The sequence below is a fragment of the Nonomuraea sp. NPDC003707 genome, from assembly GCF_053587055.1.
On sequence record NZ_JBSFNK010000035.1, the window covers coordinates 98,625 to 119,548 of the forward strand.

22 protein-coding genes and 2 pseudogenes are annotated in these 20,924 nt (G+C 69.6%); 19 read left to right on the top strand and 5 right to left on the bottom strand.

All coding sequences use genetic code 11. From position 1 onward, the window contains the following. Positions 1-181 precede the first annotated feature (181 nt). The 5 genes from ACWDRB_RS53075 (at position 182) to ACWDRB_RS53095 (ending at position 5,644) form a co-directional block, all read left to right on the top strand. Entirely contained in the window at positions 182-2,263 is a 2,082-nt protein-coding gene (locus ACWDRB_RS53075) for a YncE family protein (RefSeq protein ID WP_449908056.1), read from the top strand. A 569-nt stretch (positions 2,264-2,832) separates the two neighbouring features. After that, on the top strand, positions 2,833-3,354 hold the full coding sequence (locus tag ACWDRB_RS53080; RefSeq protein ID WP_449908058.1) for a hypothetical protein: 522 nt from the start codon (positions 2,833-2,835) through the stop codon (positions 3,352-3,354). A gap of 96 nt (positions 3,355-3,450) precedes the next feature. Beyond that, positions 3,451-3,966: a hypothetical protein gene (locus ACWDRB_RS53085; protein WP_449908060.1), complete on the top strand. Its 516-nt coding sequence runs from the start codon at positions 3,451-3,453 to the stop codon at positions 3,964-3,966. A gap of 252 nt (positions 3,967-4,218) precedes the next feature. Beyond that, positions 4,219-5,079 (top strand): NBR1-Ig-like domain-containing protein, encoded by an 861-nt coding sequence (locus ACWDRB_RS53090; protein ID WP_449908062.1) that lies wholly within the window; start codon positions 4,219-4,221, stop codon positions 5,077-5,079. A 391-nt stretch (positions 5,080-5,470) separates the two neighbouring features. Continuing rightward, positions 5,471-5,644: a hypothetical protein gene (locus ACWDRB_RS53095; RefSeq protein WP_449908064.1), complete on the top strand. Its 174-nt coding sequence runs from the start codon at positions 5,471-5,473 to the stop codon at positions 5,642-5,644. A 313-nt stretch (positions 5,645-5,957) separates the two neighbouring features. On the opposite strand, the gene ACWDRB_RS53100 is transcribed toward ACWDRB_RS53095, so the two are convergent. The 3 genes and pseudogenes from ACWDRB_RS53100 to ACWDRB_RS53110 all read right to left on the bottom strand — a co-directional run bounded on the left by ACWDRB_RS53100 (position 5,958) and on the right by ACWDRB_RS53110 (position 7,913). Next, entirely contained in the window at positions 5,958-6,380 is a 423-nt protein-coding gene (locus tag ACWDRB_RS53100; protein ID WP_449908066.1) for a hypothetical protein, read from the bottom strand. 204 nt (positions 6,381-6,584) lie between these two features. After that, positions 6,585-6,850: pseudogene (locus ACWDRB_RS53105) on the bottom strand (IS630 family transposase); the annotation flags it as partial. A gap of 16 nt (positions 6,851-6,866) precedes the next feature. Beyond that, positions 6,867-7,913 carry a hypothetical protein gene (locus ACWDRB_RS53110; protein ID WP_449908068.1) on the bottom strand — a complete coding sequence of 349 codons (1,047 nt, stop codon included), beginning with the start codon at positions 7,911-7,913 and terminating at the stop codon, positions 6,867-6,869. Between the two features lie 556 nt (positions 7,914-8,469). Here ACWDRB_RS53110 and ACWDRB_RS53115 point away from each other — a divergent pair. Continuing rightward, a complete protein-coding gene (locus ACWDRB_RS53115; protein ID WP_449908070.1) occupies positions 8,470-9,555 on the top strand; it encodes a GRAS family protein in 1,086 nt (361 codons plus the stop codon). A 406-nt stretch (positions 9,556-9,961) separates the two neighbouring features. After that, complete coding sequence (locus tag ACWDRB_RS53120; protein ID WP_449908072.1) at positions 9,962-10,291, top strand: hypothetical protein; 330 nt, start codon at positions 9,962-9,964, stop codon at positions 10,289-10,291. A 100-nt stretch (positions 10,292-10,391) separates the two neighbouring features. On the opposite strand, the gene ACWDRB_RS53125 is transcribed toward ACWDRB_RS53120, so the two are convergent. Together ACWDRB_RS53125 and ACWDRB_RS53130 are read right to left on the bottom strand one after the other, a co-directional pair. Beyond that, complete coding sequence (locus ACWDRB_RS53125; protein WP_449908074.1) at positions 10,392-10,646, bottom strand: hypothetical protein; 255 nt, start codon at positions 10,644-10,646, stop codon at positions 10,392-10,394. Between the two features lie 24 nt (positions 10,647-10,670). Beyond that, positions 10,671-13,868, bottom strand: coding sequence for a protein kinase domain-containing protein (locus ACWDRB_RS53130; protein WP_449908076.1), 3,198 nt, complete (start codon positions 13,866-13,868; stop codon positions 10,671-10,673). Between the two features lie 309 nt (positions 13,869-14,177). Here ACWDRB_RS53130 and ACWDRB_RS53135 point away from each other — a divergent pair, with 309 nt between their 5' ends. From ACWDRB_RS53135 to ACWDRB_RS53190, 12 genes and pseudogenes are all read left to right on the top strand, one after another. After that, positions 14,178-14,345, top strand: a complete 168-nt coding sequence (locus tag ACWDRB_RS53135; RefSeq protein WP_449908078.1) for a hypothetical protein — start codon at positions 14,178-14,180, stop codon at positions 14,343-14,345. 35 nt (positions 14,346-14,380) lie between these two features. After that, on the top strand, positions 14,381-14,575 hold the full coding sequence (locus ACWDRB_RS53140) for a hypothetical protein (protein ID WP_449908080.1): 195 nt from the start codon (positions 14,381-14,383) through the stop codon (positions 14,573-14,575). A 41-nt stretch (positions 14,576-14,616) separates the two neighbouring features. Beyond that, complete coding sequence (locus tag ACWDRB_RS53145) at positions 14,617-14,913, top strand: DUF4287 domain-containing protein (RefSeq protein ID WP_449908082.1); 297 nt, start codon at positions 14,617-14,619, stop codon at positions 14,911-14,913. A gap of 400 nt (positions 14,914-15,313) precedes the next feature. Further along, the gene (locus ACWDRB_RS53150) at positions 15,314-16,189 is read left to right on the top strand and encodes an alpha/beta fold hydrolase (protein WP_449908084.1); all 876 of its coding nucleotides are present in this window, start codon (positions 15,314-15,316) and stop codon (positions 16,187-16,189) included. 453 nt (positions 16,190-16,642) lie between these two features. Continuing rightward, positions 16,643-16,768: a lasso RiPP family leader peptide-containing protein gene (locus ACWDRB_RS53155; RefSeq protein WP_364266855.1), complete on the top strand. Its 126-nt coding sequence runs from the start codon at positions 16,643-16,645 to the stop codon at positions 16,766-16,768. A gap of 82 nt (positions 16,769-16,850) precedes the next feature. Further along, complete coding sequence (locus tag ACWDRB_RS53160) at positions 16,851-16,964, top strand: lasso RiPP family leader peptide-containing protein (RefSeq protein ID WP_350737853.1); 114 nt, start codon at positions 16,851-16,853, stop codon at positions 16,962-16,964. Positions 16,965-16,977: 13 nt separating this feature from the next. Beyond that, positions 16,978-18,792: an asparagine synthase-related protein gene (locus tag ACWDRB_RS53165; protein WP_449908086.1), complete on the top strand. Its 1,815-nt coding sequence runs from the start codon at positions 16,978-16,980 to the stop codon at positions 18,790-18,792. After that, positions 18,789-19,064 (top strand): lasso peptide biosynthesis PqqD family chaperone, encoded by a 276-nt coding sequence (locus tag ACWDRB_RS53170; protein WP_350737859.1) that lies wholly within the window; start codon positions 18,789-18,791, stop codon positions 19,062-19,064. The genes ACWDRB_RS53165 and ACWDRB_RS53170 overlap by 4 nt, the downstream gene beginning before the upstream one ends. Further along, complete coding sequence (locus ACWDRB_RS53175; protein WP_449908088.1) at positions 19,061-19,483, top strand: lasso peptide biosynthesis B2 protein; 423 nt, start codon at positions 19,061-19,063, stop codon at positions 19,481-19,483. Before ACWDRB_RS53170 ends, ACWDRB_RS53175 begins: the two co-directional genes overlap by 4 nt. A gap of 12 nt (positions 19,484-19,495) precedes the next feature. Beyond that, on the top strand, positions 19,496-19,654 hold the full coding sequence (locus ACWDRB_RS53180) for a hypothetical protein (protein WP_449908090.1): 159 nt from the start codon (positions 19,496-19,498) through the stop codon (positions 19,652-19,654). A gap of 106 nt (positions 19,655-19,760) precedes the next feature. Further along, a complete protein-coding gene (locus ACWDRB_RS53185; protein WP_449908092.1) occupies positions 19,761-20,519 on the top strand; it encodes an alpha/beta hydrolase in 759 nt (252 codons plus the stop codon). Positions 20,520-20,702: 183 nt separating this feature from the next. Further along, positions 20,703-20,921: pseudogene (locus ACWDRB_RS53190) on the top strand (IS982 family transposase); the annotation flags it as partial. Between the last annotated feature and the right edge of the window lie 3 nt (positions 20,922-20,924).

Here is a 20,924-nt window from a genome sequence, read left to right on the forward strand (position 1 = left end):
GAGCGCCTCCTCAGGCCCGGCTCGCCGTCATGGTAACGGGCTGCGTACGGACTTGTACGGATAATCGCGGACCACTCCCCCGGCGCTGGTCGAAGGCGCTGACGTTGATCGACGTACTCGCCCGCTGATCCCTCCCGAGCGGGACAGCTTCGCGCTCAGCCACGTCGGTGCGGACCACGCATTGTGGCTGGTCCTGCAGCTTCGCGGCGCGGGCCTGCCGGTGTGGCGGCTGGGCAGCCTGGAGACGGGCGACCTGCAGTTCTGGGAGATCAGGCGGCGGCTGCGGCTGCCGGCCGCCTCCTCGCCGGCCAGGCTGGACGGCCTGCTCAAGGCCGGCGACCACCGGCACGCCGGCCTGCTGACGACGTTGATCCTGCTCGAGGCGGCCGACCGGCTGGAGGAGGGCCGGCCGGCCGAGCGCGACGGCGCGGCATCCCATGACCGATGCCCTAGACGGCAATCTCACACTATGCGAATATGTGTTCGATTAACGAAGATCGTCAGCGGGAGCGGGTCCCGTAGTCATGCCGGGGTGCTCGACTCTCCCCTTCTCCTCCAGAACGGAGTGCCTGTGCGCCCACCAACCTTTGCGCGTGCTCCCCTGTCCCGCCGATTAGTCGCCTGGGCCGGGACCCTGCTCCTGACGGCGGCCCTGCTCGTCACTCAGGCGCCCGTCGCCGCGACCGCCGCGACCGCCGCGACGGTCACCGACCTCGGCGTCGCCGGGAAGGGCGGAGATGTGGTCGCGCGCAGCGGCAAGGTCTTCGTCGCCGCCGGCGACCAGATCGTGGTCACGTCCATCGACGGCAAGGTCATCAACACGATCCCCGGCCTGTCCGGTGCTGTCGCCCTGGCCTCGCCGGAGACCGGCAGGAAGGTGTACGCGGCGCTGCGCGATTCGCATGAAGTGATCGAGATCGACACCACCACGCTCGCCATCACCAAGCGCATCGACCTCACCGCGTACCCGTGCCCGTCGAGCCTGGCGCAGTCGTACGATCGGCTGTGGATCGGATTCGGTTGCGGCGAAGCGGGAGAGGGAGGCGTTCTCGGCCTCATTCCGGCGGCGGCGACACCCACCCCCGTCCGGGTCGGGCCGGCCACGACCCAGGCTCCGCTCGTCGCCGTCGCCGGGAACACGCTGGTGGCCGGGGAGCCGGGAGTCAGCCCCGCCACAGTCAAGGTGTACGACATCAGCACCACGCCTGCCACTTCGCGCGGCGAGATCCGCGGAGACGCGAACGGGCTGCCGGCCCTGCGGGATCTCGCACTCGCCGAGTACGGGTCGGCGGCGCTGTCGGCGTTGGACGATACCCGCCAGTTCGACGCCTGGGACACGACAGCCCTGACGCAGGGCCGCGCCTACGACAGCAGCGGATTCGGCGAGCACGGTCTCCCCACCGCCGTCGCGGCCAGCCCGAACGACGCCTACGTCGTGGGCGGCTGGAACTCTTCCGCGGGCGACGCGGCGGAGCTCGTGGTGTACGACGCGACCAACGCGGAGGTCATCTACACGGCCGCCCACCAGGGGAAGGCTGTGGTGGCGGGCAGCATCGAGTTCTACGGCACACTCACCTTCGCGGTTCTGAAAGAGCCCGGCACCGGGCGGATGCACCTCTGGCGGCTGCCGCCCTCGCCCTACCACTCCTCCACGCTGACCTTGACGGCTCCCTCCAAGGTGACGGCGCTCAAGCAGTCGACCCTCAGCGGACGACTCACGCTGAGCAGCGGACTGCCGCCCGGCGTACAGACGCTCGAACTGTACCGCTGGCTCCCCGACGGCACCTCCAGGCCGTTCCAGGAGATCACCACGGCGGCGGACGGGACCTACCGATTCACCGACGCCCCGCCGTCCATCGGGGCGTTCAAGTATCAGGTGTACTGGCCGGGCAACTCATGGTTCTGGGGTAGCGGCTCCTCGGTGACCGTCACGGTGGCCTTGTACGAGCCGACGCTCACCGTGACCGGACCGGCGACGGGCAACGTCGGCGAGCGACTCGAATTCAGCGGCACCTTCGGCGCCGACGGCATCACCTTCCCGCGGACGATCGTCACCGTCTCGCGCAAGGTCGTCAGCCCGGATGGCACCGTCACCTCGAAGGGCCTGGTGAAGTTGGCCCCCGCCGCCGACGGGTCGTTCAGCTTCTCCGATACGCCGACCACGGCCGGCGAACATACGTACACCGTCAACTTGCTCGGCAACTCGACCATCGAGTCAGCGAGCACCACCCACGTGGTCACCGTCCTCCAGCCGCCCGCGTAGCATCCCGACGCCCGGGTGACGGCGACCCGACTCGCCGTCGCCCGGGCCGCCGCCTCATCCGGCTGACCGTCGACCCGCCGCTCGATGCCGGGGCATACAGCGCCCGACGCAGGCTCGCCGTTCCGCACAAGGACGTCAACGGCGTCATCGCTGCCCCGATCCGGGCCGCCCGCAGCGGTTGGTGTCCACTGCCTGCGATCGATTCCAGCGACAACCGATGCCTTGCCGTCCTGCGAATTGTTGGAGTGCTGCAATTGCTGGCGGGCTCGATGTGGGCACTGACCGTATGAAGCCGGGAAAGATTCCGCTGGTACGTTGAATCCCTGTCGCAAGTTCCTGACCTGCGGATTCGATTGTCCTAATAGCTCTGGACAATGTTTGGATGATTGGACGGGGCAGATCGCTTGCCGGTGCCGGGCATTGGCGGTCAGAGTGGTGCCGTTCCCGGCGACAGTGTTCGGCATCGACGCCATTGGCAGGCGTTCGGATATTCCGCTGAATCGCTGTGCGCGGTTGATCGGGGACTCCCGAGTCGGAAAGTGCAGAGGATTTCTTTGAAAGGAGATCCGATGATCGGACGAAAAGGGATTACAGGAGCGGCTCTCGTCATCGGGCTGACGGCCGGGCTCATGGCGGGATCGTCCGCGTCGGCGCAGGCGGGGCTGGGCGTCACCGCCGCCTCGGACAGCTCGGCCGTCCTGGCGCCGGGCTGGTCGGCGAAGTCCTACCTGGGGATCGGGTACCACGACCGCTGCAAGGGCTGGCAGCGGATAAAGACCCCGTACAGGACCGGGGCCTACATCACGACCAGCAGGCAGGTCCACTGCGAGAAAGGCGAGTGGGGCCGCCGGGCCGTGGTCAAGACGAGCCTCCAGCAGTATCGCGGGCTCGGTTTCTGGCGGACGAAGGCCACCTCGGAGGTGAAGAAGGGAAGGGCGGCGTTCACCGTGACGACGACCCCTTCGTGGAAGTGCTCCGGCGGCAGTCAGCTCTACCGCAACCAGACGAAGGTGCATCTCTACTCTGTCCTGCGCGGCAGCGAAGTGGCCACCCTGTACAAGCGGTCGCAGGAGCGCCGGATCCGGTGTTGATCCCGAGCTGGGACGGGGACGTAGCTCGGCCGGACTTCGGCCCTTGGCGCTCGCGCGAGCGCCAAGGGCGTTTTCTTCCGAAGGAGTAAGCGGCGGATGAGATCGCGTGAGAGAAGGCATGTCCCGGGGTGGCGCGTGATCGTCGGCGGGGTCGTGCCGGCCCTGGCCTTCGTGCTGTGGGCGACGGTCTCGGTGGCGGAGGAGGAACCGTACGAGGACGTCAAAAGGCAATACATCGCCGCCGTGGACGCGGTGTGCGAGGAAGCGTCCCGGCAGTCGGATCTCCGCGAGGAGCCACCTGCCAACCTGCGCGAGGAGGTGGACGAGCTGCGCCGCGCGTCGGAGTCGATGACCGGCACCATCGCCGCGATAGAAGCGATCGCGCCGCCCGATGGTGACGTCCCGCAGGTGCGGAACAGGTTCTTCGTGCCCGCCAGGGCGCTGGCCGCGAGCCTGCGCGAGCTCAGCGGACGCGCGGAGGCGGCGATGCGCGCGGGCAGGGAGGGCGAGGCGAAGAAGGCGGTGGAACAGTCCTTGGAACCGGACGAGAACGAGAAGGCATTGCGATCCTTCGCGGCGGGGTACGGCTTCCGGGCATGCGCGGGTGAATGACCAGGGCGTCCGGGTAACCCGCAGAATTCCGGACTTATTCGGACAATTCAGGTAATCTCATTTGCTCTCAGGCGTCACAGGCCATGCCGGGTCGTCGGCACGGCCGGATGACGGCGCCGGATAGGGCAGGTGAAGATGCCGGAATTACCGGGGACGTCAGGCTCGCAGGAAGACGAGCCTGACCCGCGGTGGACGGGCAGAGGAGCTCGGCCCGGGCGAAAGCCGGTCCGGCCTGAACCGGCCGCGGGCCCGGTGGCGGCCCTCGCGTACCGCCTGTGGGAGCTCAAGGCGGAGGCGGGCGACCCGTCCTTCGCGGAGATGTCGACCCGTATGGGCGCGGCGGCCTCGAAGTCCTCGCTGGCAGCCGCCGCCCGGGGGCAGGTCCTGCCGACCTGGGAGACGACGTGGGAGTTCGTCCGGGTCCTCGCCGTCGACCGGTTGAGACAGGACGCCGAGGAGGCCAGGCGCGAGTGGCGAGCCCACTGGGAGCGGGCCGCGAGCGCCGCCGCACGTAGCGAGACCACCGAGGGCCGTACGGGTCACGACGAGACCCGCGCCGGACCCGCCGAGGCCCGTGCCGGGCACATCGAGACAGAGGTCCGTATGGCGGAGCATCCCGAACGCCGAACCCGACCTCCCCTTGCCAGGAGGCCGGCCATGATCGCGGCGGTCGCGACCGCCGCTGCCGCCGGTGCCGCCCTCTTCACCTGGTTCGCCCCGCTCTCCGGAAAGGACGAGCCCACCGCGCCGAACACCTCGGCACGGACCACCTCCCCCTACGACGATTCCGCCTTCGAACAGGACGTCACCCATCCGGACGGCACGGTGGTGAAAACGGGGACGGAGTTCACGAAGATCTGGCGGATCAGGAACACCGGCACCATCCCGTGGCGGGGACGCTATCTCACCCGGCTGAACGACACCCCGTGCCGCGCCCCCAAACGGGTCGAGATAAGCCTGGTCCGGCCGGGCGAGCCCGTCGACATCGCGGTACGCGTCCGCGCATCGGACTCCCCCGGCAGATGCAAGATCTACTGGAAGATGACCGACGAGGCCGGGACCCAGTTGCTGTCCGCCAAGAAGCCGATCTTCCTGGACGTGGTCGTCGGCTGATCAGCTCTCGAAGCGTGTCTTGGAGCCTGCTGACGATGGCTTGAGTGCTGGCGGGTACGGGCGCGTAGCCCTGGTGGGACCATTGCGACAGTTGGACGCGGAAGCTGTTGACGTTCTCGATCCCGAGGATGGGGGCCAGTTCGCTTCCTCTCCAGGCCCGCCAGGGCTGAGCGGCCAGCAGTTGCAGGACCTTGCCGCACCGGTCGGGGCCGGTCAGGACCGGTAGCGGCGGCGGCCGCCGGTCTCCGGAGTCCTGCCCGTCGCCGATCTCCAAGCGCTCCTGCGGTACGACCCGACCGGCTCACACGGCGTCCCGATCAAGCCTGACCGGCCAGGCTGACGGACGATCCGGTCACGCCCATCGCACCATCGCCCCGCCTCGTGGCACTCGGTGATGTACGCGCTCGGACCCGATGCCAAGACCGCGGTCTCCGATGCCATCGGCGCTTACTACGCCATCGCCGGCGACGAGTACGCGCAATACGGCATCTCCATCGCCTACACCGAACCAGAACAGCTCACCGCCGCGATCGCCACTTCGACCAGATCGGCTGTGACGAACTGATCTTCATGGGCAACGATCCCGACCCCGCACAGGTGGACCTCCGTGCCGACGTGATCAGCCTCTGGTGCGGTGACCACAAACCTTCACCGGTCCCACGTAGGCTTGTCGAGCGCCTTCGATCGTAAACATGGGGGCCACGTGCCCAGCCGTGGCCCCCATGCCCGCTACCTACGATGCCTCTATCGCTCGTAGCGCCGGCGCCTGGCGGACGCCACCGGCGTTGCTCGTCCGGCCCAGGCGCAAGGCCCGCCACGGGGGGGTCCACCCATCCAGGTCTTCCTCGATCCCTCCGCAGGGGCTTTCGCCGGGAAGGTCAGGAGCCGACGTTCCAGTAGGTGCAGTGCCAGGAGCCACGCGTCTTGACGCAGGCGCGGAAGCTCCGGTAGCCGCCCGGGTCGTCGATGGCCCACGTCTGGGCGCCGGTGCGGCCGCGGTGGACCGTGCCGTGGCAGGCGTGGTAGGTGCGGCCCTTGGTGTCGGACCAGTCGAGCGAGACCTTGTCGCCCGGGCGCAGGCCGTAGCCCTTGACGAAGTAGATGTCGCGTCCGCCGTAGGCTTTGGCCTTCATGAAGAGCCTGACGTTGTAGCCGCTGACGCGGTCGACCTGCCGACCGGAGCGCGGGGTGTCGATGTGAGGTCCGCAGGAGTAGTTGATCGGGCCCGCCGCTGCCTGGGCGGGTACGCTCGCCACCGCCAGGCCACCCGCCAGCACCGCAGCCCCCACCAACACCTTCATCGTAGAGATCATGGTGTCCCTCCCCTGATCCGAAGTTGATGATCGAAAGGTAGGGGAGCGCGTGTTGAGGAACCGTTGAGATCTTGCTCAGTCGCGGCCGACCCTGGCCTACTGCCGCGGCTGAGCGACTGAAACCGGCACCCTGGCCCCTCGCACGCACACCACGGAGGTGACCGGAAACGATCAACGGGTCGGGTGAGGGTTTCAGGCTGCGGATTTGAGGGGTCGGCCGCCCCAGCGGATGCCCTTTCGCTGCGGATGCGGATGCGGGCGCGTTCGCGGCGTTGGGCGGCCAGCACGTCGGGATGGCGAGCGTGGGTGTCGCGCCAGGCCAGGTAGGCGTGCAGAGCTCGGGTCTGGACGATGTGATTGGGATGGTGGGAGTTGGCCAGGGTGAACTGACGCAACGGTCCGAAATGTGCCTCGATCGGGTTGGCCCAGGAGGCGCAGGTCGGCGTGAACAGCAGTCGGATCTTGTGCTGGGTGTCATCCCCGTTTCGGCCCGTGGACGTGATCGGAGGCGCCCGGGAGCGGCGCCGCCCCCTGTCCGGTGCTGACCCGATCGTGGATGAAGGGCAGGTAGGCCCCCAAGAACGCACCGTCTTCCAGCAGTTCTCCGAGTTGTCCCGGTTCGAATTCCGCCGAAACGAGCGGGACCTCACGGTTCAGGGCGCGGGGGCCGACGAGCACCAAGATCCTGCCACGGGTGCCCGCTGCCGGCAGAGCTTCAGCCCAATCCGTCGGGAGATCGAGCGCTCCCAGGTAGAGGTGGCCGGGCGGCTCATCTTCCTCGAACGGTTCGGCGACCCGTATGGCCACCCAGTTCGGAACGAGGCTGCTCTGATACCCCTGCACGAGCCGCACCGACCAGCCAGGTTGGACAGTTGCCTCCGTGAGGCGTTCGCCGAATCCGGCGGGGAGCCAGAAAACTCGCTCCAGCTCCGACAGCCACGGTGCCGCACCACGACCGCGATCCTCGGTCACCTCGACGGTGATGAACAGGACCGGTTCTGGGGCGCCTTGCGGGTCGAGGCCGAAATCGGGCGGCAGCATGACCGGCCGGGGAGTGATGGCGAACGTGCCTTCCGACAGAGACTGGTCGCGCAGACACATCGTTGTATGAGCAGGCGCGCGCGAGATGTCTCTCTGGTTCACCCAGAGCAACTTGGACGGCGCGCAGCGGGCGTGGTTGCGTCGGAGCTCGAGCAGCTTGGTCGCTGGGCTGAGGTCGGGGTCGTAGCTGGTGACGACGATTTGTACGGTGATGTCCTCGGCGCTGGCGTCACCAGGATCCCCGCACGTGTAGCACTCGGATACCCCATTGCGCATAGAAGCGAGCAAGAACTCCTTGTCCTCGGCCTCCTCGTGCGGGATACCCCGCCGCCCCTCCCCGGCGAGGAATCGATCCACGTCAGCGGCGAAGATGTAGCGTCGGCCATCACGAATGGCGGTGAGGGCCTCCTGGTACTTCTCGCCCGTACGCTTGACACGGTTCCGGACCTCGCGGCCGAGATCTCGGTTGTCGTGCGGCATGTCTCATTCCAGTCCGGCGGCTGGCCGTCCACGCCTGGCCCCGCCTGGTTGAGATCCGCAGACGCGCGTTGGCGCCAAACTCAAGGGACGGAGATAATCGCTCGTCGTCATCGCCACTACCCTGGGGTGGTGTGTCGCCCCCGCGTGGAGGGGCAGCCCAGAGTCCCCGCGTACCGGGGGCTGGAGCGCCAGCACCTGCACCCTACACCAGCGGCGAGCGCTCAGAGAGCGGCCTCGCCAGGGTCATGAAGCGTACCCGGCCTGACAGGCGATTTGGATCGCGATCGCTCCTGTTCCACCAGCCGCGCCACGGATGACGACTCGACGAACGGGTGCGCTTCGCCGTACGCGATCGCGCTGCGCGCTGTCGCCCGCGAGCTCGGTGCGCGGGTCCCCGCTGACGGGCCTGGAGGGCGAGACCGGTGCCCGGCAGCCACGCCGACGTCGTCGCGCGGGCGCGTCCTCGTCCATTCCTGACCGCCAAGCGCATCCCAAGTTGATGACAAGAGCATCGCGGCATCCTCGATCATTACCGACGTCGAAGGAAGGCTTGATCGTGAATTCCCATGCATTCGACCTGCTGTGCCGTGCCGTGGAGGAGACGGACGCGGGCCGCGCCGACACGGCGGGGCGCTGGCTGGAAAAGCTCCGCAGTGTGATCAACCCCGAGAAAGCAGGCGGCGACGACTTCCTCTATCTGCTCTATCACGACGCTTTGGCCGCCCGGCATGGAACGTGCCAAGACGAGCTGGACAATCTCTATCTTCGCAGCTTCGAGCGTCCGCAGATCCAGCTGTTCGACCTGGTGGCCGCACACCTGCCGATCGTGAATCTGGCAGGTCGCATCGGCGGCGCGCTCCTCGCCGGACACCTCGCCGGTCAGGACGAGGCCACCATGCTGTCGGTGGGGATCGGCTCAGGCGGCCAGGAGGCGGCGGTGCTGCGGACGCTCGCGGACCGCGATCAGGCCCCCGGACGGCTGACGGTCATCGGGGTGGACCCCGCGGCGGCCAGCCTCCGCCAGGCCGAACAAGCCATCCGCGACACCGGTGTCATGCTGGACTTCCACGGAGTGCCCCGACTCGCCGAACACATGACCGGCGAGGACTGGGACCTGGTACGCCGTGCGCCACGTCCGCTGGTCATGAACGCCGCGTTCGCGCTGCACCACCTCCGAGACAGTCCGTCCGGCGTGGACGAGCGGAACACGTTCTTCGAGAGATTGCGGGCGGCCGAACCGGACGTCGTGGTGCTGTGCGAGCCGGACTCCGACCATCATCGGGTGGCGCTCCCCGAGCGTTTCCACAACTCGTGGGAGCACTTCCACGCCGTCTTTCAGCTGATAGACGCGCTGGAGGTGACGGCCGCCGACCGCAACGCGATGAAGCTGTTCTTCCGCCGCGAGGTGGCCGACATCGTCGGCACGGCCGACGACAAGGAGCGCTACGAACGTCACGAGCCGACCGCCACCTGGCTCGCCCGGCTGCGTGCGGCCGGGTTCCACCCGATGCCGGTGCCCTCGTCTGCGGTGCCGGAAGCCGCTACCCCCGCCGCCATCCGTCAGGATCCGGACAGCGTGCGGATCGGATTCGAGGGCGAGTCACTCGTCGCCGTCCTGTACGCAGTACCTGCGCGGACGTAGCCGGCGACCGCGCTCGACCCCCCGGCCCGCCCCCGACCTCCTCGACAACCTGCTCCACGGCATCCAGATCTGGGCCGGCGGCCTCGACAACCTCGCCTCCGGCACTCAGGCCGCGGCCACCATTCCCGACGGGAAACTGGCCGACGGGTGGAAGGTGCGCTGGCGGCTGCGCGCGGTCGTCGGCGATGTCTCCTCGGCCTGATCGGACTGGCAGCAGCCCGGATCACGGGCTGATGTTCACCTTCACCAGCGCCAACGCCACGAATGCCACGGCCGAGGGCGCGCTGTCCGGCGTCGAACCACTGGTCAACGAGTGGTTCCACCTGGCCGGGGTGTGCGGCCCAGTCTAGGAAGCTCGACGGATTCTCAACATATCCTCAACGCCTGTAGGCCTACTTTTCCGGACATGAGATCCGTAGGAAAGATCGCCGCACTGGCCATGGCGGCCGCGCTCACCTCCGGCGTGCTGGTCTCCTCAGCACACGCCACCAGCGCCACCGAAGGCGCCACCAAAGCCTCGGCCGCTCTGTGGCCCTGCATCGTCCAGGCGAAGTGGGCGGTCAAGGTGCACAAGCGCAAGAGCCTCAGCTCCGGCTACCGGGTGGCCAAGAAGGGCACCAAGTTCCACGGCTACTGCTGGGGCAACAAGCCCGTCTGGAAGTGGACCGAAGTCTGGAACCTGAACGGCGGGGGGCACGGGTACGTCTGGCACACCGGGCTCAAGATGGTCCGCTAGGCCGAATCGCGTAGAGCAGCGATCGCGAGAGCCGACGAACCGGTGCAGACCGATCCACCATAGGCGTGTCCGGCTCCGGTATTCCCCGCGGCCCCACTGGCTAGGGGCACATCGTGAACGGTTCGATGCCAGGCAGGTGGCGGGACCATTCACCGGCGGTGAGCGTACGACCGGCGCGCACGCACAGGGTCGCGGCCACGTGCCGCTCGTCCACGTCGAACACACGGATCGTGCCGTCGGGGGCGGCGGTGTGGAGTTTAGTGCCGTCCGCAGAGAACGCCACCCACCCGCTGTGGGCGCTGTCCGCCGCCTGCTTGCCGTCGAAGACAAGGCCCAGCGGTCGCCGGCTCGGCACGTCCCACAGACGTACGCGCGAGCCCTACTCGTACGTCGCGATCGTGCGCCCATCAGGCGACCAGGCCAGCATGGTGGCCTCGCTGCCCGGCACCGCGGGGAACTCGGCGATTCTGGTCCTGATGTCGCCGTCCCACAGGGTGAGTCGGCCGGGCCCGGAGAAGGCCACCTGCCTGCCGTCCGGGCTGAAGGCGAAGGCGCCGGCGAGCTGCCCGGTGCCCTGTTCGGGAGGCCGGGTGGCGCCCTTTTCCGGATCGATGAGCTGGAGCGGGTTTCCGGTCACGAGCAGCCGTCCGTCGGGGCGGAAGGCGAGGTCGTTCGCGCCCGTCCCGGTCTGCGCTCGTTGAGATCCGCGTTCGAGGTCCCACAGTTCGACGCGACCGTGCTCCCCGTGGCGCGACACGGCCAGCGTGCGTCCGTCCGGACTGAACGCCAGCGCCTGGGCGCCCTGCTCGCGGTCGCCTCCCAGTTTGAGCCGGGCCGACACCCTGTACTGGGTCGTATCCACGATGTGGACTGTGTCGCCGGCGGCCAGGGCGAGCCGGCGGCCGGCGGGACTGAACGCGGTCGCGCTGCCACGGCCCGACCAGCTGACGGGACTGAAGGCGGTCGCGCTGCTACGGCCCGACCAGCTGATCGGTTTCATCAAAGAGCGGCCCGTCGCCGCGTCCCTGACCTCCATCCGGTCGTCGTCCCAGATCGCGGCCAGCACGCGCGTGGAGGGGTCCAGCCGTACGTTCCCGCTCTCGCTGCCGCCGCTGATCGGCGGGTCGAACACCATCGAGACATCCTCGGTGTGGACGGCGCCGTGTTCGTCCAGATAGCGGACGACCCGGTCGGCGAGGTCGAAGCGGAGCCCGCCGACGAAGGCGGGCATGGCCTGGCTGTACACCGCGTCATAGGGGGAGCGCCGCTGAAACGTCAGCTTGTCCTGGCCGCCCCAATCGGCGATGAAAGCGTCGCCGAAGACGAAGGCGACCTCCGTGCCCACGTCGCCCTCCTGGCCCATCATCTCCTCACCGGATGGCAGCTCGAACACACGGATCCTGCTTGCCCTGTCCGAATTCAGAAGCTCCGTGGTCACCATCATCTTGCCGTCGTCGCTGAAGGCGGTCTGGTTGATGACGCCCTTGTCCCGATCGGTCGGCGGGATCGGCGTCCTCTTGCCCCGGCGCAGGTCCCACAACTCCGCGTCATGGCCCTTCACCACGTAGCCGAAGCGGCCATCGCGGCTGATCGCGTTGAGCGCGGCTCCCGAGGGAGCGGTGAGCCGCTTGCGCTTGGCGACGTCCCACCATTCGGGCAGGGCTTTCGCTCCCCAGGGAATGGCGAGGTAGCGCCCGGAGCCGTCGAAGCTCAGCGTGCCGCCGCCCGATCGCCTGCCTTGACGGGCGATGGGGGCGCCGAGCGGTCTTCCGGTGCGCGTGTCCCACAGCCGTACCCCCTCGTGGTCGAGGAGGGCCAGGGTGCGCCCGTCGGGGGCGAGCGCGGCTTGGGACACGCCCGCGCTCACCCCGGACAGCACGCCGATCCGGCGTCGGCCGGTGACGTCCCAGATCCTGGCTGTCCCGCCGTCCACGGACACGAGCACGCGGCCGTCCTGGCTGAGGTTCTGCACGGTCGCGGCCCTGTAGTCGGGGTCGAGGAAGACGGAGGCCGCGGTCTGAGAGAGCGAGTCGTAGAGCGCGCCGCGGGTCTCGGGCAGCCCCGGGCTCAGCCGCCAGCCGGCCACGCTCAGCAACTTCGCGACCTGAGGATCGCTCTGCCGCAGGTCGGTGGCTCGCAGCACGAGCTCCCGCGCCAGCGCGTCGTCGCGCTGGCGGCTCGACTCCCTGCGCAGGTACTCCGCGGTCCCGAGCCCGCCGAGCGCGACCACGAGCAGTACGGCCAGGGCCGCCGCGACCAGACGGCGTCTCCTCGCCCTCGTACGGGCCAGGCTCACCGCCTCGTCGAGGAACTCGCGTTCGCGCCGTCCCAGCGTGAGGTCCTTGTGCGCGGTGGCGGCCCACTGCAGCGTCCGGTCGAGTGCCGAGCCGTGCAGCAGGTCGGCCGGTCTTCTGCCGTGCTCGTTCCACAGCGCGGCCGCCTCGGCGAGCCGCCGGTGGACGGGCAGCCCTTCGCGGTTGCCCGCCACCCAGTCGCGCAGCCGGGGCCAGGCGTGCAGGAGGCCGGGCGTGGCCAGTTCGTACGCGGTACCGGACCGCGTGACCAGGCCCGCGGCGCCGAACACGGTGAGCATCGCGTCCACGGCCTGCGAGTCCGGCAGCTCGTCCCTGCCGACGGGCCGGAGTTCGTCGCCGTCGATCATCCGCAGGAACACCTCGGGCGCGGTCGCACGCTCGGCCTCGGTCAGCTCGCCGTAGAGCTCCTCCGCGATCGCGCCCAGGTCGGGCTCGGGCCGTCCGGTCAGGGCACCCGCCTGCGTAAGGCCGCGTTCGAGCAGGTCATCGCCGCGGCGGAGCGGCGCCTCGCCGCCATGACCCAGCAGCCGCAGCAGCACCTCCCCGGCGGCCGGCCGCTCCGTGGGATCCCGGGCGAGCGCTACGGCCACCAACGCATCCAGGGGTTCAGGCAGGCCGCACACGTCCGGCTCGAACTCCATCACCCGCCCGATGACGGCCGCCGGATCCCCCGCCTCGATCACGTCCTTGCCCCGGGCCGCGAACAGCACCACCATCGCCCACGCCCACAGGTCGGCCGCCTCGCTCGCGCCCCGCCCGGAGAACACCTCCGGCGGCATGTACCCGGGGGTGCCCATGATCGGCCCGCTCGTCGTCGGCCCCACCTCACGGGCCACACCGAAATCGATCAGGCGCGGTCCGTCCGGCCCCATGATGATGTTGTCCGGCTTGAGATCGCGATGCACGATCCTGCCCTGGTGGATGGCGGTCAGCGCGGTCGCCACCCCGATCGCCAGCCGGCGCAGCGCGTCCTTCTCGTACGACCCCGACTCCGCCACCACCCGCCTCAGGCTCGGCCCTGGCACGAACTCGCTGACGATGTACAGCGGCGCCGAATCGACCTGTGCCTCGATCACCTTGGCGGTGCAGAACGAGGCCACCCGCTGGGCCGCCGCCGCCTCCTTCGCGAGTCTGGCGCGTGATTCGGCGCTGTCGTACCTGGAGACCTTGATCGCGACCCGCTCTCCCGCCTCCCCGTAGCCCTCATAGACGACGCCCTGGCCGCCCGCGCCCAGCCGGCCGGCCAGCCAGTAACGACCCAAACGCCGCGGGTCGGATGGGGTGAGAGGAACCATTGAGCGTGCCATTTCGGGAAACTCCGGATGGGCTGAAGGTCAAGGACATCGCCGGATGCCGAACATCGGCGTGGAGCCCAAGCACGCCAAGAGCGTACGCATGATCGGCCGGGGCGTCCTCATCCAACCCGAATCAGGCCTCTCCATCCTGTGTCAGCCGCACGCGCTCAATGAACCCTTTTCAGGCTCCGCGGCGGTCCCGGAGGAGAAGTCGCCGCGCCTGGCCGACCCGGTCGAGCCGATACACGCCCGGCTGACCCGGCGCTGGGTGCCGTGGTGTTGTTCGCGAACGCCGCCGGCGACGACACGATGACCAGCGCCGATCGGGCGGAGGTCGTCCAGCAGGGCGCGAGTGGCCATCAGCGGGACGTGGACGGCACCCGCGCGGTCGCCGCTGACCTGCGCGCTCTGGCCGACGGCCGGCACAGAGCGGACCCGACCTGATCGCGCGCCTGTGGACCGCGGAGAAGGCGCTCAGCATGGCGCTGCAGGTGGATGGGTCGGCGGGGGGGGTGAACGCCCGGCTCCAGCCGCGCGAGCGAGCGCAGGCAGAGGTGCGGTTCGGCACACGTCTGGCCGCTGTGCTCGCTGCCGAGCGCCCCGCGCGCGATCCGTACGGCGACGACCCGGATGACTTCTGGAGGAGCCAACCGGAAACCGATCGCACCAAATGAGACACTGTGGCCGGAATATCCCATGACGAGTGGAGAGAGCCATGTCGTTCCAGGCATATTTGGACAACATCGAGGACAAGACCGGGCTGACGCCGCGAGAGTTCATAGTCTTGGCGAGGGAGCGCGGCTTCGATGATCCGTCAACGAAGGCGGGGACGATCATTGAGTGGCTGAAGCAGGACTATGGTCTTGGGCGCGGGCATGCGATGGCGTTGGTGCATGTGATCAAGAAGGGCCCGAAGATCGACGCGAAGCATGTCGGGACCTCCGGTTCTCATCGGGACGAGTCCGACACGCTGTGGCTGGATGGCAAGGACAACCGGCCTGAGGCGAACTGACATCTGGCCCGAACAGATGTAGGGGCCCCTGCATGTCCGCCGCCGGCTCCAGGCCTGGGCTGTCGATCGCCGGGCGGGAAATGCCGGTCCAGGATGTCGGCCCACTCCGGCAGGATGCCGAAACCGCCGTTGCCGTAAAACTGGTCGGACTGACGTCAGCGGCCCCATGATCACATCTGCGATCATGGGCCCGCCTCTGTTGTTCTCGCTCACGGATGGAGTCATGGGTGTCGCTACCGTCCGGCGCTGTCACCTGCCCGGCTGGCGTTGATGTCGATCCTGCAGTTCGGTGAAGGGCCGTCCGACCGGCAGACGGCCGGGGCCATCGCGGCGCGCTGTTCTCGGCCGGGCCATCGGTAAATGTCGGCGTTCGGCAGCAGGTAGCAGCTACCGTGCCTCCATGTTGGATGCACACGAGCGATTTGTGGCCTCCGGGCCGCTGCGGATTTGGACCGAGCGGGTCGGGGATCCTGGGCTTCCCGCTGTTTTGATGGTCATGGGGTCGGCTGCTCAGGGTGTCAGTTGCCCGGATGCACTGGTTGGTCGGCTGGTTGAGCGTGGGGTTCAGGTGATCCGGTTCGATCATCGGGACACCGGTCGGTCCAGCGTTGTCGACTTCGATGCCCACCCGTACACCATCGGGGACATGGCTCGCGACTGCCTGGCTGTGCTGGACGGTTATGGACTGAGCTCCGCTCATGTGGCTGGGGCTTCCATGGGCGGCATGATCGCGCAATGGCTGGGGGTGCACGCGCCGGACCGGGTCCGGTCTTTGACCGTGATGTCCAGCTCGCCGATGGGTCATGATCCGGGTCCGGCGTGGGCACGGGCGCTGGCCGGGGAGCCGGCCGACCCGGATGATCTACCGCCGCCGTCGCCGGTGTTTCTCGCGCATATGGCCGCCGGGCTGCCGCCGGGAGTGGAGTCCGACGTGGCCTTGTTCCGGGTCTTCAACGGGCCGGTTCGGCCGTTCGACGAGCGGGCCGCCCGGGCGATGCTGGAGTTGGCGCTGTCGCGGGCTACCGACCCGGCGGCCGCGGCCAACCATCACCGGGCCGTGTGGATGGACGCCCCTGACCTGCTCGCCCCGCTGTCGTCGATCACCGCGCCGACCTCGATCGTGCACGGCGACCAGGATCCGGTCTATCCGCTCGTTCACGGCGAGGCCCTGGCTGCCGCGATTCCGGGCGCGGTACTGCGCGTCGTGCCCGGGATGGGCCATGTCATGACTTCACCCGGCCTGCCCGAGGAGGTCGCCGACCTGATCCGGCTGTGACCCGCCTTGCGGGGGCGGTGCCGTGCCGATGAACAGCCACGCGGTCGGCCCCGCGCCAGCCGGGGTCGTGATCGGGTTGACGCCGTCCCACTCGGTCAAAGGGGCGCGGTGCCATCTCCACTCCACCTGTCGCTCGCCCACACAGCAGGCCGGCAGCGCACTACCGGTATCGCCCTGACCCGGCACACCATGGCCACCGCTCCGCCGTACGCGGTGAACCTTGGCTTTCGCTCTTCACTCCAGACGACCTGTGGACGGATCCCGTACGCGCGAAGCACTCGTGGACGTGCTTCCGGACGGGCTCGCCCTGTCTGAGCGCCTGACTTTCCGCCGCGGTGCCGGGCCTGGCGTTCGAGTGTGTCCGAGTGTGTCCGACCTCCTGTTGGACAGCGAGAGCGTAGGTCTTCACTGACGGTGACGCGGCGATCCGCCGCACGGACGAAGGGACCTGTCATGATCGACAACGAGCGCACCGAGCCGTACGAGCCCCCGCAGATGCTCGAGATCGGCGAGTTCGGGCAGCTGACCCGCGGCTACGGCATGCTCAACATGGACTGGGCCTACTACTACGCGGGGTAGTGAGGCCACCGTGCCCATCGAGTCCCACGGCGTCCGGTACGGGTCCGGACAGCCGGCACATCCCAGGAGAAAGGCACCACTCATGGTCGACAACGAGCCGTACGAACCCCCGCGGATGCTCGACATCGGCGAGTTCGGAGAACTGACCCGCGGCATGGCCGGGCCGCTGATGGACGCGGTCTACTACTACCAGTGAGGCGAGGAGTCCGGTGCGCAAGCTGAGCGGCGAGGAGTTCGCGGTGCTGTCCGACAGCGCCGCCGGCGAAGCCCTCGCTGAGGCGCTGCACGGCGCGGTGGTGCTGAGCTACGCGTCCGGCCGTCCCTGTCTGCTGGCCGCCTCGCCCGGCGAGATCGTCCACGCGGAGGCGGGCCACGCGCGGCTGGCGGTGATCGGCACGTGCCCGGTCACCGCCGGTCGGCTCCGGCGGATGGCGGCGCGGCTGGGGTGCCTGGCGGACGCCGACGCGGTGGCCGCGGCGCTGCCCGGCAGTTTCCATCTGGTCGCCGTCGTGGGCGGGCAGGTTCGGGTGCAGGGCACCGCTTCGGGCATGCGGCGGGTGTACTACGCGCGGGCCCGCGGGGCGGTGGTCGCGTCCGGTCGGGCGGCGCTGCCGGCCGCGCTGACGCGGGCGGCGGTGGACGAGCAGGCTCTGGCGATGCGGTTGCTGATGGCGGTTCCGCCGGCGCTGGCCGAGCCGCTGTGGGAAGGGGTCGCCATGGTGCCGCCCGGTGAGGCGGCGCACATCGACGCGGACGAGGTGCGGCTGCGCGCCTGGTGGCGGGCGCCGGAGCCGGAAGTAGCGCTGGAGGAGGGCGCTCCCGTGGTGAGGGCGGCCCTTGAGGAGGCCGTGGCCGCCCGGATCGGCGAGGGCGCGGTGGTGGCCAGCGATCTGTCCGGCGGGCTGGATTCCACGCCGGTCAGCTTCCTTGCCGCTGCGGCGGCCGGGGAGCGGTCGGCGAAGCTGATCACGTTCGTGCTGGCCATCGACGATCCCGAGCATGACGACGCGGAGTGGGCGGCCCGGGCGCGGGCGCACCTCCCGGGCGAGCACGGGGTGGCCCGGTCCGGTGACCTGCCCAAGTGGTTCGCCGGGGCGGCCGAGGCCGTTCCCGGGCTGGACGAGCCGACGCGGTGGCTGCGCACGCTGGCCCGCGAGCTGGCGGGTTCGGCACTGCTGGCCGGGCTGGGCGCGGCCGTGCGCCTGACCGGGCACGGCGGTGACGAGGTCACGCTGCTGCCCGACTGCTACCTGCACGACCTGGCCCGTCGCCACCCGGCGGCGCTCTGGCCCCACCTGCGCGAGCGGCGGTCCAGGGCCCGATGGCCGCTGTGGGCGTGCGCCCGCGCACTGGCCGACCGGCGCCCCTATGCCGCCTGGCTGGCGGATCAGGCGCAGACACTCAGCGCGCCGCTGTCCCGCTTCCGGCCGGACTTCGGATGGGAGCAACCGCTACGCCTGCCTGACTGGACGACCGAGGCTGCGACGGACACGGTCCGCCGGCGGCTCCTCACGTGCTCGGCCGAGCCGCACTCCCCCCTGCGCGCCCAGCACCAGAGCCTGTCGAGCGTCCGTACCATCGCCGCCTCCCTCGACGGCGTGCGGGGCCTGACGGGCCGCGTGGGCGCCCCCGTGCACGCCCCCTATCTGGACGACCACGTCGTCGCCGCCTGCCTGGCCGTGCGGCCGGACCAGCGGGCGGTGCCGGGCGCCTACAAGCCGCTCACCCGGGCCGCGATGCGTCCCGTCATGCCGGCCGAATGTTTGGAACGTACCACCAAGGGCGAGTTTTCGGCCGACATCTACCAGGGGCTGCTCCGCCACCGCGACCAGCTCCTGACCCTGCTCGACGGTTCGCTGCTGGTGGAGCGCGGCCTGGCCGACGCCGCCGCCCTGCGCCGGGCCTGCGTGCGCACCCCGGCCGAGGGCGGGCCGGGCGTGATGGCACTCGACGTCTTCATCGCCGCCGAGAACTGGCTACGAGCCCTTCTTGCCTACCCCACCCAGGAGGAGTCGTGTGCGTGAGGCTTCGCCCCGGCGTCACTCTCACCCCGATCGACGAGGTTGCCGTGCTCCTGGACGAGCGCACCGGCCGCTACCGCCAACTGAATGCCACCGCCGCGCTCGTCCTGCGCAGCCTGCTGGCGGGACACGGCCAGGACGAGGCCGCCCGCGACCTCGTCCGGACCCATCCGGCCGCAACGCCCACCGCCGAGGCGGACATCGCCGCGCTCGTCGCGCAGTTGCGCGCCGCGAACCTGATCGTCGAGACCGTCGACCGGGAGCAGCCGCGATGAGCGTGCCCATGGTGCCCGCCGACCGGCCCGCCCTGCCCTGGCGCCGCCGCCCGCCGGCGCTGGCCGCCGTGGCCGCCGCACACCTGATCGCCCGCCTGCCGCCGGCCCGCATCCGCGCGGCGCTGACCTTCGCCCGCCGCGGCGCCGCGCCCGCGAGCGCCGAACAGGCCAGAGCGGCACGGGACGCGGTGATCGCGGTCAGCCTGTCGTGTGCCGGGGAAGGCTGCCTGCCCCGCTCCATCGCCGCCGCCCTGCTGTGCCGGTTGCGCGGATGCTGGCCCACCTGGTGCGCGGGCATACGGGTCCACCCGTTCGGCGCCCATGCCTGGATCGAGGCCGACGGCCAGCCCGTCGACGAGCCGCCCCGCCACTACCGGGTCACGATCGCCATCGCCCCGGACAGAGAGCTTCGAAGATGAGGCAAAGAGGCCGTGCCCGACGACGTGCCCATCGTCGTGGGCGGAGTCGAGTTCGATGACCCGGACAAGAGGCTCATCGGGCTCGCCGACGACATCTGGCTCGATGGTGAGGGAGCACTCGGTGGCCGCCTGGTCCTGGCCGCAGCAGGAATCGGCCTCGTTGACGGTTGATTACGTACCTCCGGTCCAGGGTCTAGGGCGAATCGTCCCTTCCCGGGGGCTGCGGTCGAACAGGTACAGGGAGGTCCGTAGCCCTCGGGGGATATAGTTCCAGTACATGATCGACATTCCGCTCTGGTCAACGACTCCTCCGGGCCCTGCTACCGGAACCCCCAGCCTGACGCTGTACGGAGCGGACATCCCGGCCTCGAGTGCGGTGGTGGTGTGCGCCGGCGGCGGTTACGCCAGACTGGCCGAGAACGAGAGCACGGACGTGGCCCGCTGGCTGGTCGCGCTGGGCGTCGACGCCTACGTGCTCCACTACCGGGTGGCCGGGGGCGAGCCGGGCCGCGAGCCGCTGCATCCAGCTCCCTTGGACGACCTGCGCCAGGCGATGCACGTCGTCCGGGAACGTGGCGCCACGCGGGTCGCCGTCATGGGATTTTCCGCCGGCGGCCATCTCGCCGCCACCCTCGCCACCTCCAAAGACGGCTCGAACGACGGGGAGCGCCCGGATGCCGTGGTGCTCGGTTACCCGGTCATCGACCTCACCGGGGCGCACTCCTCGTCCCGCTGCCGACTGCTCGGTACTGACGGCAGTGAGGAGCAGGCGACAGCCCTATCCGCCCACCAGAACGTGACGGCCGAGACGCCGCCGACATTCCTCTGGCACACCGCGAACGACAATGTGGTCCCAGTCGACAACAGCCTGCTGTTTGCCGCAGCACTCGCCCGCGCCGGCACGCCGTTCGAGCTCCATGTCTTTCCCGAGGGCAAGCACGGGCTCGGGCTCGCCCAGGACGAACCGACCGCGTCCGCTTGGCCCAGCCTCTGCGCCACGTGGCTCGCAGCCCAAGGCTTCGGCCCGCGTCCCTGATCGCCGACCGTCCGCAGAGGGCGGCGGCCCTGTGGTCCTGCTTGGGCCCGATCGCGGGCATATCACTCGAAGATGGCCTCGACCAAGGCATCCCCCGTCTCCGCCCCAGCGACCAAACCCTTTGTCGGCAGGCTCCAAGTCGTTCGGGGTGCAGGTACGACGAAGGGTGTCGAGGAGCGATGTGTGACGAACGACCTCAACACCCTTCTCACTGCACTGTACGTGACCATCGACGACTGGTTGGGTGAATCACCCCGGTCAGGACGCCCGCCCAAGCTCACCGATGCCGACCAGGCCCTGCTCGGCATCCACTCCGAGTCCCGCTGGCTGCGCCACGTCCCCGCCCACCTGTCCGACGCCTTCCCCTACCTGCCCGGCCAGTCCGGCTACAACAAACGCCTGCAC

Coding starts and splice junctions, on each gene's coding strand:
- ACWDRB_RS53110 (WP_449908068.1), bottom strand. CDS start 7,913: ATGCCGCACGACAACCGAGATCTCGGCCGCGAGGTCCGGAACCGTGTC.
- ACWDRB_RS53150 (WP_449908084.1), top strand. CDS start 15,314: ATGTTGGATGCACACGAGCGATTTGTGGCCTCCGGGCCGCTGCGGATT.
- ACWDRB_RS53160 (WP_350737853.1), top strand. CDS start 16,851: ATGGTCGACAACGAGCCGTACGAACCCCCGCGGATGCTCGACATCGGC.
- ACWDRB_RS53155 (WP_364266855.1), top strand. CDS start 16,643: ATGATCGACAACGAGCGCACCGAGCCGTACGAGCCCCCGCAGATGCTC.
- ACWDRB_RS53175 (WP_449908088.1), top strand. CDS start 19,061: ATGAGCGTGCCCATGGTGCCCGCCGACCGGCCCGCCCTGCCCTGGCGC.
- ACWDRB_RS53120 (WP_449908072.1), top strand. CDS start 9,962: ATGAGATCCGTAGGAAAGATCGCCGCACTGGCCATGGCGGCCGCGCTC.
- ACWDRB_RS53100 (WP_449908066.1), bottom strand. CDS start 6,380: ATGAAGGTGTTGGTGGGGGCTGCGGTGCTGGCGGGTGGCCTGGCGGTG.
- ACWDRB_RS53145 (WP_449908082.1), top strand. CDS start 14,617: ATGTCGTTCCAGGCATATTTGGACAACATCGAGGACAAGACCGGGCTG.
- ACWDRB_RS53085 (WP_449908060.1), top strand. CDS start 3,451: ATGAGATCGCGTGAGAGAAGGCATGTCCCGGGGTGGCGCGTGATCGTC.
- ACWDRB_RS53080 (WP_449908058.1), top strand. CDS start 2,833: ATGATCGGACGAAAAGGGATTACAGGAGCGGCTCTCGTCATCGGGCTG.
- ACWDRB_RS53140 (WP_449908080.1), top strand. CDS start 14,381: ATGGCGCTGCAGGTGGATGGGTCGGCGGGGGGGGTGAACGCCCGGCTC.
- ACWDRB_RS53185 (WP_449908092.1), top strand. CDS start 19,761: ATGATCGACATTCCGCTCTGGTCAACGACTCCTCCGGGCCCTGCTACC.